Raw genomic sequence first — 13130 nt, 5'->3', positions numbered from 1 at the left:
GCCTCGGGCGGGGCGGCAACGCATTTACGCGGTGGCGGTCACCCGCCGCGGCAGCCCCAGCGGGTTGGCCTCGCGCAGCTCGGGCGGGAGCAGGGCGTCCGGCACCGACTGGTAGGCCACCGGGCGCAGCCACCGCTCGATGGCGGTGCCGCCGACGGAGGTGGAGTGCGAGGTGGCCGCCGGGTAGGGGCCGCCGTGGTGCTGGGCCGGCGCCACCGCGACCCCGGTCGGCCAGCCGTTCACCACGATCCGCCCCGCCAGCCCCGTGACCTGCGCGATCAGCTCGGCGGCCGGCCCGGGCGCACCCCCGGTCTCGGCGGCCGACAGCTGGAGGGTGGCGCTGAGGTTCCCGCCGAGCCGGCCCAGTACCTCGGCGGCCTCGCGCTGGGCGGCGTACCGCACGACGACGGTCACCGGCCCGAAGCACTCCTCCAGGAGCAGCTCGTGCCCGGCGCCCTCCAGCAGGGTGGCCGCCGGGACGCTCAGGAAGCCGGCCGCGACGGTGTGCCCGCCGCCCGGCCCCGGCAGGACGGGCGCGGTCACCCCGGGCAGGGCGGCGCGCTCACGGACGCCGGAGACGAAGGCGTCCCGCATCCGGTGGTCGAGCAGGACCCCCGGCCCGGTCTCCTGGAGGGACTTGGCGAGGGCGTCGGCGAGCCGGTCGCCGTCGGGGCCCCCGGGGACCAGCACCAGGCCGGGCTTGACGCAGAACTGGCCGACGCCCAGGGTGACCGAGCCGGCGAGCCCGGCGCCGATCTCCTCGGCGCGCTCGGCGGCGGCCGCCGGGGTGACCACGACGGGGTTCAGGGAGCCGAGTTCACCGTGGAAGGGGATCGGCACCGGCCGGGCCGCGGCCGCGTCGAACAGCGCCCGCCCGCCCCGGATGGAACCGGTGAACCCGGCCGCGGCCACCAGCGGGTGGCGGACCAGCTCCAGCCCGGCGTCGAAGCCGTGGACCACGGCGACCACGTCCGCCGGCAGCCCGCACGCCGCCGCCGCGCGGCGCAGCAGCGAGGCGCACAGCTCGGAGGTGGCCGGATGGTCGGGGTGGGCCTTGACCACCACCGGGCAGCCCGCGGCCAGCGCGCTCGCGGTGTCCCCGCCGGGCACGGAGAAGGCCAGCGGGAAGTTGGAGGCGGCGTAGACGGCGACCACCCCCAGCGGCACCTTGTAGCGGCGCAGCTCGGGGCGCGGCGGGCTGAGGGACGGGTCGGCGCGGTCGATCCGCACGTCGAGGTAGGAGCCCTCCTCGACCACGTCGGCGAAGGCGCGCAGCTGTCCGGTGGTGCGGGCCAGCTCGCCGGTGAGGCGCGGGGCCCCCAGCGCGGTCTCGGCGTCGGCGGTCTCCACCACGCGCGGTGCGGCCGCGTCCAGCAGGTCGGCGGCGGTCCGCAGGAAACCGGCCCGGACGGTGGCGTCCGCCAGGGCGGGGCGGGCGGCGTGGGCCGCGCGCACGGCCCGGTCCACCTCTCCGGGTGTGGCTTCCGCCGCAACCCGTTCCCGCTGCTTCCCGGTGCGGGGGTCCACACTCCAGACTGGTGTCGCTGTCATGGCCCGCTACCTCCTGGACCGTTCAGTATTCTGAACGCCGTTCCGGTGGATGAATGATCACGTCTGTTGCGGACTCTATTTCCGCGTCCACCGGGTGACAAGAGGCGATCAGAGCCGACCAGAGGGGAAGTAGGCGTATGACGACAGCCGAGACGGCCGGCCCGGCCGAGCCCGGGGTCCCCGCGACGGCGGCGCCGGTGAAATCGGCCGTGCGCACGGTCCTGCTGCTCGAGCACTTCGCGGCGCGGCCCGGCCTGCACAGCCTTGCCGACATCCAGAACGACCTGTCCCTGCCGAAGTCCAGCCTCTACATGCTGCTGCGCACGCTGGTGAACCTCGGCTGGGTGGAGACCGACGCCACCGGCACGCGCTACGGCATCGGCGTACGGGCCCTGCTGGTCGGGAGCTCGTACATCGACGGGGACGAGGTGGTCGCGGCGGCCAGGCCCACCCTGGACCGGCTCTCCGACGACACCACCGAGACCATCCACCTGGCGCGGCTGGACGGCACCAGCGTCGTCTACCTCGCCACCCGGCAGTCCCAGCACTACCTGCGGCCCTTCACCCGGGTGGGGCGCAGGCTGCCCGTCCACTCGACCGCCCTCGGCAAGGCGCTGCTCGCCACGCACACCGACGAGGAGGTGCGGGCGCTGCTGCCGAGGCGGCTGGAGGCGGTCACCGAGCACACCGTCACCGACCGGGAGCAACTGGTCGAGGAGCTGGCGCTGGTGCGGGAGCAGGGGTACGCGGTGGACCGGGAGGAGAACACCCTCGGGCTGCGCTGCTTCGGCGTGGCGGTGCCGTACCGGACGCCGGCCCGCGACGCGGTGAGCTGCTCGGTGCCGGTGGCACGGCTGACGGAGGAGCACGAACGGGCCATCAAGGCGGCGCTGTTCGAAGCGCGGGACCGGCTGTCGGTGGTGACGCGGCGGATGTGACGGGCCGGGTCCGGTGAACCGCCTCCCCCGCATGGGGGAGGCGGTTCACCTTCACGGGGGAGGTGGAGGGGGGCCGGCGCGGGCGACCGTGGGGACATGACGACACGAGCAATCCACACGACCGGACCGACCGAACCCACCGAACCGACCGGCCCGACCGGCCTGACGAATCCGACGACTCCGACCGACCCGACCGACCTGACGAAACCGGCGACTCCGGCCGGCCTCGACGGCGGCGACAAGGCCACCCGCGGCCGGCGCCTCGGGGCCGGGCGGCGGATCCTGAGCGCCGTGGCGCTGGCCGCCACGCTGCCGTACCTCACGCTCAAGACGGCCTGGCTGGCCGGGAGCCGCATCGGGATACCGGACGGCAGCCTGCTGCTGGACGGCGGGCTGCCGATCACCGTGGCCAACGCGGTCACGCTGGCCATGGACGCCACCGTCATCGTGCTCGTACTGGCGCTCACCAGACCCTGGGGCAGACGGGTGCCGGGATGGCTCCTCGTCGTTCCGGCGTACGTCGCCACCGGGCTGCTCACCCCGATCGTCCTCGGGTTCCCCGCCCAAGCGCTCGTCAAGGCCCTGGGCATGGGCGCCGGCGAGGCCGTCCGGGCGGCCCGGGAACCCTTCCTCGACTCCTGGGTGTTCATCGTCGTCTACAGCGGTTTCATCCTTCAGGCGATCGCCCTGGCCGGGCTGTTCGTCGCCTACGTGCGGGAGCGCTGGGGCGGCGGCCGGCGGGGCGTGCCGGAGCGGCGGCTCCCGTCTCCCACGGGGGTGGTGGCAGGAGCCGCCGCGCTGGCGGGCACCGCGGTGGCCGCGGCGCACCTGTACTGGGCCTTCGGCGGCAGCGCGGGGCTGCCCGCCGATCGGGTGGCGGCGTACTCGGCCGAGTCGGGCGTGGTGTCGGCGGCGTACGCGGTGTGCGCGCTCGCCGCGGCGGCGGGGACCGTGCTGCTGAGCCGGGGCGGCGGGCACCCGGCGCGATGGCCGCTGGCCCTCGCCTGGACCGGCTCGGCGACGATGCTGAGCTGGGGGGCGTTCACCATGGCCGCGACCCTCGGGGTGAACTTCGGGACGAACGAAGAGGCCACCACGGCCATGTACCTGACCTACGCTGGCCAGATGATCACCGGGCTGCTCGCCGCAGCGGTCCTCGTCCGCCACCTCCCCTCCCGCCGGGCGCGCTGAGGCGGAGCGGGCGGCCGGGGGAGCGGGGAGGCCGGCGAGCGGGGACAGCGGGGGCCGCGCCGACCGACGGGGAACGGGCGGCGTGGGAACAAGGGGCGGGAAGAAGGGGGGCGGGGTATGAACGGGGTGGGGGTGCTGCGTCGGTGGCCCGGGGCGGTGCTGGGGAGACGGGCCCGGCTGCGCTGGGTGCACCTGGTCCTCGGCGGGGCCCTGCTGATGCCGTACTTCCTCCTCACCCAGGTCTTCGTCGGCGTCGCGGCCGACGGGGCGAACGTCCTGTCCTCGCTGCCCCTGACCCTCGCCGCCTACGCCTCCGCGCTGCCGCTCGCCGCCGTCACCGGGCTGTTCGGGCTGGTCCGGCCGATGTCGGTGACCGCGGTAAGGGCCATGAGCGGGGTGCCCGGGGACCTGTTGGCCGACGGGCCGGCCCGGTCCTGGGGAGCCCGGTGGCGGGCCTCCGCCTGGTGGACGCTCCACCTCGGGGTCGGGGCCGTGATCAGCGGGATGACCCTCGCGGCGACGCCCATGGCGGTGGTGCTGATCCTGCTGCCGTTCTCCGCCGCGCTGCGGGCGCAGCCCGTCGCGACGGGCTGGTTCGGCAACGCGGCGGCCCCCTGGGTCGCCCCCCTGCTCGGGGCGGGGCTGGTGGTCCTGGTCGTCCTCTGCTCGGCCGCGGCGGGGGCGCTGCTGGCCCGGCTGGCCCCCGGACTCCTCGGGCCGACCACGGCGGACCGGCTGGCCGCCGCCGAGGAGCGGGCCGCCGACCTCGCCGTGCGCAACCGGCTGGCCCGGGAGCTGCACGACGCGGTGGGCCACGCCCTGAGCGCCGTCACCCTCCAGGCGGGGGCGGCCCGGCGGGTGCTCGACCGCGATCCGGAATTCGTACGGGAGGCGCTGGCCGCGATCGAGGACACCACCCGGCGCACCGTGGGCGAGCTGGACGCGGTGCTCGGCCTGCTGCGGGACGGGGACCCGGCCCGGGCCGACGCCGCGCCCGCCCCGACCCTGGCCGCCGACCTCGACGGGCTGCTGTCCCGCACCCGGGCCGGCGGCACGGCCATCACCTGCCGGCAGGACCCGGGCCCGGTGGGGCACTGGGGCCAGCTCCCGGCGATCGCCTCCCGCGAGGCCTACCGGATCGTGCAGGAGGGCCTGAGCAACGCCCTGCGCCACGGCCTGGGCCCCGTCGACCTGCTGATCCGCGTCCACACACCCGACGGCCACCGTGAACTGGAGATCACCATGACCAACCCGCCGGCCCAGCCCCCGCCCGGCCGTGAGGGCGGGCAGCCGCGGCGCACCGGAGGCCGCGGCCTGCGCGGCGCCGCCGAGCGGGCCGCCCTGCTCGGGGGACGGATAGACGCCGGCCCGCACGGGAGCCGCTGGCGCCTGCGCGCGGTCCTGCCGCTCGGCGCCGCCCCCGGCCCGTTCCCCGCCGCCGCGTTCCCCGGCGCCGGGCGATGAGCCGGCCCCCGCTGCGGATCGTCATCGCCGACGACGAGCGGATGGTCCGCACCGCCCTGCGCGTCATCCTCGACGCGGAGCCCGACATGGAGGTCGTCGGCGAGGCGGCGACCGGCGCCGAAGCCGTCCCGCTGGTCCGCTCCCTGGCCCCCGACGTGGTGCTGATGGACGTCCGCATGCCGGAGATCGACGGCATCCGCGCGACCGGGCAGATCCTGCGGACCATGCCCGACCCGCCCCGGATCGTGGTCGTCACCACCTTCGAGAACGACGCCTACGTCTACGACGCGCTGCGCGCCGGCGCCAGCGGGTTCCTCCTCAAGCGGGCGGACCCCGACGAGCTCATCGGCGCGGTCCGCCTCGTCGCCCGCGGGGACTCGCTGCTCTTCCCGGCCGCCGTCCGCTCCCTGGCCGCCGCCCACACCGCGGCCGCCCCGCCCGCCCCCGCCTGGGCGGCGCGTCTGACGGACCGGGAGGCCGACGTCCTGCGCCTGATGGCCACCGGACTGTCCAACCACGAGATGAGCGAGCACCTCGGCGTCGGCCCGCAGACGGTCAAGACGCACGTGGCCGCGGTCCTCGCCAAGACCGGCTCCCGCGACCGCACCCAGGCCGTCATCGCCGCCTACGAGGGGGGCTTCATCATGAAGAAAGCCTGAGAAGGCGGTCACAATCCGGGCAGAGCGGAACGCGCACGGCTGCTGGTACGTCCTTCCGGGGGATGAACAAGACGATCAGGCGTGCGTCGGTCTTCTGTCTGCTTCTGGTGCTGGCCCTTTTGGTGCGGGTCACCTGGGTGCAGGCGTACCAAGGCCAGGCCCTCGCAGACGACAAGAACAACCGCCGCAACCTCATCGGGCAGTACGAGAACCCGCTGGGGAACATCATCGTGGGCGGTGAGGCCATCACCGGCTCGGCGAAGACGGGCGGCAAGGACTTCGGGTACAAGCGGACGTACGTGGACGGCCCGCTGTACGCGCCGATCACCGGCTACAGCTCCCAGGCCTACGGCACGACGATGCTGGAGGGCGTCTACAAGAACGTCCTGAACGGCTCGGACACCCGGCTGAAGACGGTGATGGACATGCTCACCAACAAGCGGGCCGACCCGGGCAACGTCCTGACCACCCTCGACAAGAACGTCCAGAAGGCGGCCTACGACGCCCTCGACGGCAAACAGGGTGCGGCCGTCGCCATCGACCCGGCGAACGGGCAGATCCTCGCGGTGGTCAACAACCCCTCCTACGACCCCGGCCGGATCACGGGCGCCAACGACTCGGCGGCCTGGGAGCAGTTGTCCGCCGACAAGGGCAAGGCCATGGAGAACGTGGCGCTGCGCAAGCCGCAGGCGCCCGGCTCCACCTTCAAGCTGGTCACCCTCGCCGCGGCGATCGAGAGCGGCCTGGTGACGGGCATCGACACGCCGACCGGCGTTCCGGGTGCCTACACGATCCCCGGCACCCGCACGAAGCTGCCCAGCGAGGCCGGCGACGAGGCCTGCAACAACGTGTCGGCCCGCACCGCCCTCAGGTTGTCCTGCAACAACGTCTTCGCGGAGCTGGCCTCCAAGCTCGGCCAGGAGAAGATGCGGGCGATGGCGGAGAAGCTGGGCTTCAACACGCAGATCGACACCCCGGTGCGCACCAACCCGCCGAGCAAGTACCCGACGAAGAAGCTGTCCGTCGACCAGGTCGCGCAGACGGGCATCGGCCAGTTCGACGTGCAGGCCACTCCGCTCCAGATGGCCATGGTGACCGCAGCGATCGAGAACGGCGGCAAGCTCGTCGTCCCGCACATGGTCTCGGAGGTGACCGACGGCGACGGCAACGTCCTGGAGGACTTCAAGGACCCGAAGACCGAGCAGGTGATGAGCCCGAAGACCGCCTCGATGCTCCAGGACGCCATGCGCACGGTGGCCACCGAGGGCGGCGGCAAGCCCGCGCAGGTGGCGGGCGCCGAGGTGGGCGGCAAGACGGGCACCGCCCAGCGCGGCGTCAACAACAACATCCCGCCGCTGGCCTGGTTCACCTCGTACGGCAAGGCGGGCGGCAAGCAGATCGCGGTGGCGGTGATGATCGAGAACTCGGACACCGACCGCTCCGAGATCGGCGGCGGCAAGCTGGCCGCGCCGATCGCCCAGAAGATGATGGCGGCGTGGCTGAAGAAGTAGCCGCCGCACGCACGGGGCCGACGCGCCGGGAACCGACACGGTTCCCGGCGCGTTCCCCTTCCCGTGATCCGGACCGCGCACGCCGCCGACCTCGACGCCATCGCCGCCCTGCACACCCGGGCCCGGGCCACCTACTACCGGGGCCGCGTCCCCGAGGAGGCCTACGCGGGTGAGACCGAGCAGGCGCGTACCCGCGAGGGCTGGGCCCGGGCGGTGGCCCGCCCGGCGTGGCAGGGGCAGGTGTTGTGCGCGGAGCGGGACGGCGAGGTCACCGGGGTCGCGGCCTTCCTCACCGCCGACGGGGTGACCACCCTCACCCAGCTCCACGTCGACCCCGGCCACTGGCGCCGGGGCACCGGAGCCGCCCTGCACGCCGCCTGCCTCGCCGCCTGGCGGCGCGCCGGGATCGAGCGGGTCCGCCTGGAGGTCTACGCACACAACTTGCGGGCCCAGGCCTTCTACGCCTCCCACGGCTGGCGCCCGGATTCCGCCGGCCCCGCCGGCTCCCACCGCACGCTCTGGCTGGAGGTCGGTGCGGCGTCCGGGGAATGAGACGGGACACCAGGTGGTTGAACAGCAAACCGTTTAGTCGTCCCTCAGCCGTCCCCGGAGAGAAGAAGGAACATGCGCGTCGAGATCTGGAGCGACATCGCCTGCCCCTGGTGCTACATCGGCAAGGCCCGGTTCGCGAAGGGGCTGGCCGGGTTCGCCCACCGCGACGAGGTGGAGGTCGTCTTCCGGTCCTTCGAGCTCGATCCGAACGGCGCCAAGGGGGTCACCGCCCCGGTCCTGGAGATGCTCGCCCGCAAGTACGGCCGCACCCTCGAGGAGGCGCGCGGCATGGAGGAGCACGTCGCCGCCAGCGCCCGCGCCGAGGGGCTGGCGTACCTGACCGAGGGCCGCGACCACGGCAACACCTTCGACATCCACCGCCTGCTGCACCTGGCCGCCGCCCGCGGACGGCAGGAGGAGCTCCTCGACCTCGCCTTCCGCGCCCACTTCGCCGAGGAGCGGTCCGTCTTCGACCCCGAGGTGCTGGTCGCCCTGGCCGTCGAGGCCGGGCTGGACGAGACGGAGGCCCGCGCGGTCCTCGCCGACGACTCCGCCTACGCGGACCGGGTGCGGGCGGACGAGCGCGAGGCGGCCGAACTGGGTGCGAACGCCGTGCCGTTCTTCGTCCTCGACCGGCGCTACGGCATCTCCGGCGGCCAGCCCGCCGAGGTGTTCACCCGTGCGCTGGAGCAGGCCTGGGCCGGGCGCGAGACGGTGGAGACGCCCACCGCCGAAGCCTGCGAGCCCGACGGGGCGTGCACGGTCCCCCAGGTATAAGAACCCCTTTGAGTTCGTACGCAAAACTCGGCAATGGACTTTGAGGTGGCGGCGGCGCAGAGTGGACGGCATGGATCTTCCGCTCTCCGCCGTGTCCCGCCTGTCCGCCGCCGAGTTCGCGCACTCCACCACCTACCTCGACACCGCTGCCGCCGGCGTGCTCCCGCGGTCCGCCGTCGCCGCGGTACGGGACCTGGCCGAAGCGGCCGGAGCCGGACTGCCCGGCGGCTCCGGTGACTTCGACGTCGTCGAGCGGGTGCGGGCCGCCTTCGCCCGGCTCGTGGCGGTAGACCCGCAGCGCGTGGCCGTCGGCTCGTCCGTCGCCACCCACGTGGGCCTGATCGCGGCCTCCCTGCCCGCCGGAGCCGAAGTCCTCGTTCCCGAGCGGGACTTCGCCTCCGTCATGAACCCCTTCGTGCTGCGCGGCGACCTCAAGGTCCGCTTCGCCCCGCTGGAGTCCCTCGCCGACGCCGTCCGCCCCGGCACCCGCCTGGTCTCGCTGAGCGCCGTACAGTCCGCCGACGGCCGCACGGCCGACCTCGCCGCCGTCCGCGCGGCGGCGGACGCCCACGGGGCGCGGATGCTCGTGGACGCCACCCAGGCCGCCGGGTGGCTGCCGTTCGACGCCTCGCCGTACGAGTACACCGTCACCGGCGGCTACAAGTGGCTGCTCGGCGGCCGCGGCACCTCGTACCTGACCGTCTCCGAGGAGGCCCAGCCCGGCCTGACGCCGCTGCACGCCGGCTGGGTGGCGGCCGAGTCCAAGTGGGAGGCCTGCTACGGCCCGATGCGGCAACTCGCGGCCGACGCGCGCCGCTTCGACGAGTCCGCGGCGTTCCTCCCGTACTACGCCGCGCAGCCCTCGCTGGCCCTGCTGGAGCGCATCGGCGTCGAGGCCGTACACGCCCACGACACCGCCCTCGCCCGCCGCTACCGGGCCGGACTCGCGGGCCTCGGCCACGAGCCCGTCCCCGGCGACGCCGCCATCGTCTCGGTGGCGGGCCTGGAGCACCGGCAGGCCGCCCTGCAGGCCGCCGGGATCCACACCTCCGCCCGTGGGGGAACCCTGCGGGCCTCCTTCCACCTCTACAACACCGAGGCGGACGTCGACCGGCTGCTGGACGTGCTGTCCGGCTGACCGCAGCCGGCTCCGGAGGTTACGCCCAGGCCGCCGAAGCCGCCGCCAGCGCCGGCGCCGGATCGGCGTCCAGGGCGCGGGCCAGCGCCCCCAGGGCCGCTCCGACCGCCTCCCGCGATGCCGCCGGGCCGTAGTGGTTGACGCGGACCATCTCCCGGGCCAGCGTCCCGCCACCCGCCGCGAGCGGCGCCGACGGGTCCGCCGCCAGGGCCTTCGCCACCACCAGCGAGGCGTCCGCGACCCGCAGCGTGGTCGCCACCGGGGCGGCCTCTGCCGGGTTCCCGACCCACGGTGCGACCCCGAGCACCTCCGCACCCGCCCGGACGGCCCGGGCGGCCGCGGCGTGCCGCTCCAGCACGCCCGCCAACCCCTCGGCCGCGATCCGGTCCAGGCAGGCCTCCAGGGCCAGCATCTCCAGCTGCGCGGGCGCGTGGAGCAGCGCCTTGCGGCCGCCGTCGATCCAGCGCTCCTTCCAGTCGAGCAGCGAGAGGTACGAACGGCGCGGCGCCGCCGGGTTGGCCGCGAACCGCTCCCAGGCCCGCTCGCTCACCGACACCGCCGAGACGCCCGCCGGGCCTCCCATCGCCTTCTGGGCGCCGATCACGCACAGGTCCACGCCCCACGCGTCCGGCAGCAGCGGCTCGGCGCCCACCGAGGCCACCGCGTCCAGCATGAACAGCGCCCCGTGGGCCCGTACGGCCGCACCGATCTCCGCGACCGGGTTGGTGTTGCCGGTCGCCGCCTCGGCGTGCACCAGGGAGACGAAGTCGATCTCCGGGTGCGCGGCCAGGGCCTCGGCGACCTGCTCGCCGGTGACGGCGGTGTCGAAGGGCACGGCCAGGTCCACCACGCGTGCCCCGGCGTCGCGCAGCCAGTTGCCGAAGGTGGTCCCGTACGGCCCCGTGACGACGTTCAGCGCCGTCGACCCCGGCCGCGCCCCCGAGCGGATGCACCCCTCCAGCGGGAGCAGCGCCTCGCCCTGGGTGATCACCACGTCGTGCCGGGTGTCCAGCAGCCGCGCGACCCCCTCCTCGATGGAGGCGAACCGCTCGGCGGTCAGCGGCGGGAGGTCCAGCAGGGGGTGGGTCACGGCGGTGCTCTCTTCGTCGGGGGTATCCGGTCGAGCGTACCCAGCACGCACGTACAGTGCCGCCATGAGTGATCACAAGGGTGTGCTCCATGTGAAGGGACGCGTGCTCGTCGGGCCCCACGAGGTCCGCGACGAGCTGTGGGTCGTCGGCGGGCGGATCTCCTACGAGCGGCCGACCGCCGCCCGCGAGGTCACCACCGTCACCGGCTGGGTGCTGCCCGGGCTGGTCGACGCGCACTGCCACGTGGGCCTCGACGCCCACGGCCCGGTCGACGCCCCGACCGCCGAACGGCAGGCCCTCACCGACCGGGACGCCGGCACCCTCCTCATCCGGGACGCCGGGTCGCCCTCCGACACCCGTTGGATCGACGGCCGCGAGGACCTGCCCAAGATCATTCGGGCGGGCCGGCACATCGCCCGCACCCGCCGCTACATCCGCAACTACGCCCACGAGATCGAGCCGGACCGGCTGGTGGAGTACGTGGGCCGGGAGGCCCGGCGCGGCGACGGCTGGGTGAAGCTGGTGGGGGACTGGATCGACCGCGACGCCGGCGACCTGACGGCCTGCTGGCCGCGCGCCGAGGTCGCGGCCGCCATCGCCGAGGCGCACCGGCTGGGGGCCCGGGTCACCGCGCACTGCTTCGCGGAGGACTCGCTACGGGACCTGGTCGAGGCGGGCATCGACTGCATCGAGCACGCCACGGGGCTCACCGAGGACACCATCCCGCTGTTCGCGGAGCGCGGGGTGGCGATCGTGCCGACCCTGGTGAACATCGGGACGTTCCCGAAGCTCGCCGCGGGCGGCGAGGCCAAGTTCCCCCGCTGGTCCGCGCACATGCGGCGGCTGCACGAGCGCCGGTACGACACCGTCCGGGCCGCCTGGGACGCGGGCATCGAGGTGTACGTCGGCACGGACGCGGGGGGTTCCCTGCCGCACGGCCTGGTCGCCGCGGAGGTCGCGGAACTGGTGAAGGCCGGGATCCCGCCGCTGGACGCCCTCTCGGCGACCGCCTGGGCGGCCCGGGAATGGCTCGGCAGGCCGGGTCTGACCGAGGGCGCCCCGGCCGACCTCGTGGTCTACGCCGCCGACCCGCGGGCCGACGTACGGGCCCTGGCCCAGCCGGAGCGGGTGATCGTGAACGGCGTGGTCCGGGCCTGACGCGTGTGCCGGACGGTGCCGTTGGGGCGCGGAAAATCGAATACATGCGTGGAAACCACCCTTTGGGGTGAACTCACGTCAGGCTGCTGACCGTTCACTCTCCGTGCGTAAGGATTTCGAACGTCGAAGCCGTCGGCGTGCGCGATGTCCCCCATTGGCGCCGCGACGGCACCCATCTCCCCGGGGGTTCCACCATCTTGAACAGCAACACCTTCCGCATGCCCGCGGCCGTCCTGCTCGCCACGGGGGCGGTGGCCCTGCTCGCCGCGCCGCCCGCCCTCGCCGCGGACGGCGGGGCCGGCAAGGAGGGAACGTCCGGCGCCGTCGTCCTGCGGGCCGGGCTGGACGTGGGCCTGCTCAACAAGGCCGTGCACGTGCCGCTGAAGGCCAGCCTCAACGAGGTCACCGCCCCCGCCACCGCCGAGAAGACGGCCCTCACCGTCACCCTCGACGGCGCCGAACAGGGCCGGCCGGTCAGCGTCCTGCGGGCGGACGTCGCCACCGCCAAGGCCACCGCCGACAAGGACCGCGCCCAGGCCGAGTCGAACCTCGCCCACGCCCGCGTGCACGTCCCCGGGCTGCCCGCGCTCTCCCTCGTCGAGGTGGAGAAGGTCACCTCCAAGGCCGTCTGCGAGGCGGGCAAGAAGCCGGTCGCCTCCGCGAACGTCCTCGGGACGGTCACCGCCCTCGGCAAGAAGGTCACCCTGACCGCCGGCGGCCCCACCCGGGTCGAGGTCCCCGGCGTCGGCCAGGTCTCCCTGGAGCTCTCCGGTACGCAGACCACCTCCACCACCGCCGCGGCGGCCGCCCTGCGCCTGAAGGTGACGGTCAACCCGCTCAACCTGAACGTCGCCCAGGTCGACGGCGAGGTCGTGCTCGCCGAAGCGCACTGCGAGGCACCCGGTCGGGCCGCGCCCGGCCCCCGGCCGGCGACCACGCCCGACGTCAAGCCGCAGACCGCGACGCGGAGCACGACACAGGCCAACCTCGCCGAGACCGGAGCCGGTTCGGTGACCCCCTACGTCGCCGGCGGCGCCCTGCTCCTGCTCGGCATCGGCGCCGGCGCACTCGTCGTGACCCGGCGCGGCAGGACCCGCTGA

12 protein-coding genes are annotated in these 13130 nt (G+C 74.6%); 10 read left to right on the top strand and 2 right to left on the bottom strand.

The genetic code is table 11. The features are described 5' to 3' along the window. Positions 1–24: 24 nt before the first annotated feature. Positions 25–1551 carry an aldehyde dehydrogenase (NADP(+)) gene (locus ACZ501_RS00390; protein ID WP_468791395.1) on the bottom strand — a complete coding sequence of 509 codons (1527 nt, stop codon included), beginning with the start codon at positions 1549–1551 and terminating at the stop codon, positions 25–27. A gap of 137 nt (positions 1552–1688) precedes the next feature. On the opposite strand from ACZ501_RS00390, the gene ACZ501_RS00385 reads away from it, so the two are divergent. The 8 genes from ACZ501_RS00385 to ACZ501_RS00350 all read left to right on the top strand — a co-directional run bounded on the left by ACZ501_RS00385 (position 1689) and on the right by ACZ501_RS00350 (position 9781). After that, positions 1689–2489: an IclR family transcriptional regulator gene (locus ACZ501_RS00385; protein ID WP_362457885.1), complete on the top strand. Its 801-nt coding sequence runs from the start codon at positions 1689–1691 to the stop codon at positions 2487–2489. A gap of 96 nt (positions 2490–2585) precedes the next feature. Then, a complete protein-coding gene (locus ACZ501_RS00380) occupies positions 2586–3680 on the top strand; it encodes a hypothetical protein (protein WP_468791392.1) in 1095 nt (364 codons plus the stop codon). A gap of 117 nt (positions 3681–3797) precedes the next feature. After that, on the top strand, positions 3798–5144 hold the full coding sequence (locus tag ACZ501_RS00375; protein ID WP_468791389.1) for a sensor histidine kinase: 1347 nt from the start codon (positions 3798–3800) through the stop codon (positions 5142–5144). Continuing rightward, the gene (locus ACZ501_RS00370) at positions 5141–5803 is read left to right on the top strand and encodes a response regulator (RefSeq protein WP_468791386.1); all 663 of its coding nucleotides are present in this window, start codon (positions 5141–5143) and stop codon (positions 5801–5803) included. The genes ACZ501_RS00375 and ACZ501_RS00370 overlap by 4 nt, the downstream gene beginning before the upstream one ends. Before the next feature lie 62 nt (positions 5804–5865). Continuing rightward, complete coding sequence (locus tag ACZ501_RS00365; RefSeq protein WP_468791383.1) at positions 5866–7314, top strand: peptidoglycan D,D-transpeptidase FtsI family protein; 1449 nt, start codon at positions 5866–5868, stop codon at positions 7312–7314. 63 nt (positions 7315–7377) lie between these two features. After that, complete coding sequence (locus ACZ501_RS00360; protein WP_468791380.1) at positions 7378–7866, top strand: GNAT family N-acetyltransferase; 489 nt, start codon at positions 7378–7380, stop codon at positions 7864–7866. Positions 7867–7938: 72 nt separating this feature from the next. Beyond that, positions 7939–8643 (top strand): DsbA family oxidoreductase, encoded by a 705-nt coding sequence (locus ACZ501_RS00355; protein ID WP_468791377.1) that lies wholly within the window; start codon positions 7939–7941, stop codon positions 8641–8643. 70 nt (positions 8644–8713) lie between these two features. Further along, a complete protein-coding gene (locus ACZ501_RS00350) occupies positions 8714–9781 on the top strand; it encodes an aminotransferase class V-fold PLP-dependent enzyme (RefSeq protein ID WP_468791374.1) in 1068 nt (355 codons plus the stop codon). 19 nt (positions 9782–9800) lie between these two features. On the opposite strand, the gene ACZ501_RS00345 is transcribed toward ACZ501_RS00350, so the two are convergent. Continuing rightward, a complete protein-coding gene (locus ACZ501_RS00345) occupies positions 9801–10871 on the bottom strand; it encodes a pyridoxal-phosphate-dependent aminotransferase family protein (protein ID WP_361599246.1) in 1071 nt (356 codons plus the stop codon). Positions 10872–10935: 64 nt separating this feature from the next. Between ACZ501_RS00345 and ACZ501_RS00340 the strand changes: the two genes are divergently transcribed. Next, positions 10936–12030, top strand: a complete 1095-nt coding sequence (locus ACZ501_RS00340) for an amidohydrolase family protein (RefSeq protein WP_468791371.1) — start codon at positions 10936–10938, stop codon at positions 12028–12030. A 197-nt stretch (positions 12031–12227) separates the two neighbouring features. Continuing rightward, complete coding sequence (locus tag ACZ501_RS00335) at positions 12228–13130, top strand: SCO1860 family LAETG-anchored protein (protein ID WP_468791368.1); 903 nt, start codon at positions 12228–12230, stop codon at positions 13128–13130.

It is taken from the genome of Streptomyces sp. NPDC034085 (genome assembly GCF_055575555.1).
This window is presented reverse-complemented; position numbering and strand designations above follow the sequence as displayed.

Coding starts and splice junctions, on each gene's coding strand:
- ACZ501_RS00390 (WP_468791395.1), bottom strand. CDS start 1,551: ATGACAGCGACACCAGTCTGGAGTGTGGACCCCCGCACCGGGAAGCAG.
- ACZ501_RS00385 (WP_362457885.1), top strand. CDS start 1,689: ATGACGACAGCCGAGACGGCCGGCCCGGCCGAGCCCGGGGTCCCCGCG.
- ACZ501_RS00380 (WP_468791392.1), top strand. CDS start 2,586: ATGACGACACGAGCAATCCACACGACCGGACCGACCGAACCCACCGAA.
- ACZ501_RS00375 (WP_468791389.1), top strand. CDS start 3,798: ATGAACGGGGTGGGGGTGCTGCGTCGGTGGCCCGGGGCGGTGCTGGGG.
- ACZ501_RS00370 (WP_468791386.1), top strand. CDS start 5,141: ATGAGCCGGCCCCCGCTGCGGATCGTCATCGCCGACGACGAGCGGATG.
- ACZ501_RS00365 (WP_468791383.1), top strand. CDS start 5,866: ATGAACAAGACGATCAGGCGTGCGTCGGTCTTCTGTCTGCTTCTGGTG.
- ACZ501_RS00355 (WP_468791377.1), top strand. CDS start 7,939: ATGCGCGTCGAGATCTGGAGCGACATCGCCTGCCCCTGGTGCTACATC.
- ACZ501_RS00350 (WP_468791374.1), top strand. CDS start 8,714: ATGGATCTTCCGCTCTCCGCCGTGTCCCGCCTGTCCGCCGCCGAGTTC.
- ACZ501_RS00340 (WP_468791371.1), top strand. CDS start 10,936: ATGAGTGATCACAAGGGTGTGCTCCATGTGAAGGGACGCGTGCTCGTC.